This window comes from Kitasatospora sp. MBT66, from assembly GCF_000710405.2.
GTDB classification, from domain to species: Bacteria; Actinomycetota; Actinomycetes; order Streptomycetales; family Streptomycetaceae; genus Kitasatospora; species Kitasatospora purpeofusca.
The window spans coordinates 42,105-42,555 of the sequence record NZ_JAIY01000025.1 but is presented as its reverse complement, the minus strand read 5'-3'; the positions used below and the strand labels follow the sequence as shown (position 1 = coordinate 42,555).

At 69.4% G+C, this 451-nt stretch carries 1 protein-coding gene; it reads left to right on the top strand.

Annotation, left to right across the window (positions count from 1 at the left end; translation table 11 throughout):
- Positions 1 to 173: 173 nt before the first annotated feature.
- The coding region (locus BI06_RS52160; protein WP_158516554.1) for a hypothetical protein at positions 174 to 451 on the top strand (278 nt) is incomplete at its 3' end.

The following is a 451-nucleotide window of genomic DNA, read 5'->3' as shown; positions in this document are numbered from 1 at the left end:
GTTCGGTGAAGCCAGGTGAATCCCTTGTGGAGCTGGATCACGATTGCGCCCTTACCAGCTGGTAATGATCATGAGTGCCCCTTTTACCGGGATTTGGGACTCTGTTGGCGTGCGATTGGAATTCCCTATGCTCCGTCTCCGCCGTCCCCAGTGACGGCCGGTCAGGAGATCCCATGAAGCACGCCATACCCGGTGGCACTCCCCGCAGATCACCTGCGGTCCTCCGGGCACTGAGCGGGACGGTTGCGACGGCGGTGGCGGTGGCACTGCTCGCCGGCACCCAGCCCGCCCTCGCCACCCCCGCCACCGGCCCGGCCCGGCCCCAGCAGCCGAACGCCAACGCCGCCGGCACCGCCGCCGACCTGCCCTCCGCCCGGATCGCCGCCCGGCTCTCCGGCAAGCGGGTCGAGGCGCTGTCCGAGCGCACCGAGACCTCGACCACCTGGGTCGA